The organism is bacterium, assembly GCA_026398675.1.
Lineage (GTDB): Bacteria > RBG-13-66-14 > RBG-13-66-14 > RBG-13-66-14 > RBG-13-66-14 > RBG-13-66-14.
The window spans coordinates 1-2252 of sequence record JAPLSK010000081.1; the positions used below are offsets into that span (position 1 = coordinate 1).

Below are 2252 nucleotides of genomic sequence, written 5' to 3' on the forward strand. Positions count from 1 at the left end.
GGCCACGAGTCGCCTGGTGCCCGCCATCTTCGAGACGCACCAGCGCGCCGACGGGTCCATTGCAATCCCCGAGCCGCTGCGGGGTTACGTGGGGGGGGAGGTCATCGGCGGGAAGTAGACGCCCCCGGGCCGTCAATCACAATGTAGGGCGGGGACTTCAGTTCCCGCCTTTTTCAATGGTAGCCCTTACCCTGGCCCTCGTAAATGTAGGGCGAGGATTCCTATCCCTGCCGCTTCCGCTTCTTGCGATGACGTAGGGGCCGACCTTCAGGTCGGCCCGTTTGTTTTAAGGTAGCCCTCACCCCCATCCCCGTCGGCGCGCCGCTCCCACGGGGAGAGGGAAATCGCGCCGACCCTCACCCCGGCCCTCGTAAATGTAGGGCGGGGATTTTAATCCCCGCCGCTTTAATAAGGCAGCCCTCACCCCCATCCCCGTCGGCGCGCCGCTCCCACGGGGAGAGGGGGCACTACCGGCTGACGACCAGCCGCCGGGTCAGCGACCCCGACTCGGTTACCAGGCGGTAGAGGTACACGCCGCTCGGGGCGGACGCGCAATCCCAGGTCGCCTCGTGGCGCCCGCCGGTCAGATTTTCGTTGACCGGCGTCGCCACCCGCCGCCCGGCTAAATCAAAGACCGTCAGCTCCACCGGCCCGGCCTCCGATAGGGTGAAGCTGAAGGTCGCCGCGTCCCGCGCCGGCGAGGGGTAAGGGAGCGACAGGTCCATCGCCGGCCCGTCGCCCAGGCGCTCCGCCTCCACCGGACCGACCCGCAATCTCCCCCCGTCCGCCCGGAGAATTTCCAGCCAGTACCGGCCGCCCTCGGACCTGTCCAGCCAATTCAACCGCCCCGAGCCGCGTAACGGCTGGTCGTTGAGAATCTCCGCCTCGCGGTAGAGCGTGTAGCCCGCGTCGCCCGGATCGGCCAGCCAAGTCAACAGAACGCCCTCGTCGGTCCCGCGGGCGGAGAAGGCGTACTCGTCAGCGGAGGAGTCGTCGGCGGACCCGGCGACCACGTCCAGGTCGCCGTCCGAGTATTGGTGCCAGGCGGCGATAAGGAGCCCCGAGTCGGCGGCGGCGATGACCGGCGCCCAGCCCTGCGCATCCTCATCGGAGAGCCGCGTCGGGCCGAACCAGGCGTCGTAGTCGGGGTTGTACTTGCTCACGTAGGCGTAGCGCCCCGAACCATCGTTCGCCCAGTAGACGCACCAGGCTCCGAGGCCGCCCTCGGCCAGGGACGGCGCGTGGGCGGCGATGTCCAGCGGTGTCACCCGCTCGGCCGCCGTCCAGCCCGAGCCGTCGTTACTCGCGACGAAGACCGCCGTGGTCTCGTCGGTCACCCCCTCGAAGGCGCACCACAGGATGCCCTCGGAGTCGCGGAAGAGGGTCGGGTTGGCCGCCCTGCCCCCGCCTCCGTCAATAGCTTCCGCCGCGCCCCAGCCGGAGCCGTCGTTGTGGCGGACGCGGATGGACACGCTCCCGTCGGCATCCCGGTACTGGCAGGCGAGGTACACCCCGTCGTCCCCGTCGCGGCAGAGGGCGGGCTTCCCGGCCTCGTCGCCGGAGACCGCCGCGGGCGGGGTCCAGCTCGTCCCGTTGTACCGGCTCCACCGAAGGTACGCCCCGTCGGAGCCCCAGCTCTGCCAGACTAGCCACAGCCGGTCCGAGGCGTCCGCCGCGAGCGCGGGGTAGAGGTCGTAGCCGTCGAGCAGACCGATTCTGGCCGGCGTGCCCCAGGCCCCGCCGTCGGCGGAGCTCGCGTACCACAGGTCGTAGTCGTAGGTGTCGCCGTCGAATTGGGTAAAGACGCAGTGGCAGCCGTCACCGGTGCGGGCGAGCGCCGGTTGGTACTCCCAGTAGGTGGCGTAGTCCAGGGGCCGGGGGGCGGACCAGGAATCGCCGTCGAAGAGGCTGGTGTAGATGCTGGAACGGCCCTGCTCCGCGGAAACCCAGGCGCAGACCGCGCCGTCTCCGGTTCCCAGGAGCGCCGGGGCGATGTCGGAGTGCGCCGAGGTGCTGACGGGGTGCCAGTCGTCGAAGTCGCCGTCGGGCGGGGCGGGCTGTTTGTGAGAATCGGCCAGGGGACCGCGCGAGCCGCCGTGGAGACACAGCGTGCCGTCGCCCAGGATGTTCAGCCCGTAGTACCAGTACTTGTAATCGGCGCTCATCCCGGGGTAGATGTTCGCCTGGGCCCAGGCGAGGAAACCCTCCCCGATGGAGTCCCCGGCGCCCAGCCGCGCGTAGAAACCGTAGTG

At 69.8% G+C, this 2252-nt stretch carries 1 protein-coding gene; it reads right to left on the reverse strand.

Translation table 11 applies throughout. From position 1 onward, the window contains the following. Positions 1 to 467: 467 nt before the first annotated feature. Positions 468 to 2252 (reverse strand): T9SS type A sorting domain-containing protein (locus tag NTW26_01680; GenBank protein MCX7020983.1); only part of this gene is annotated, 1785 nt, incomplete at its 5' end.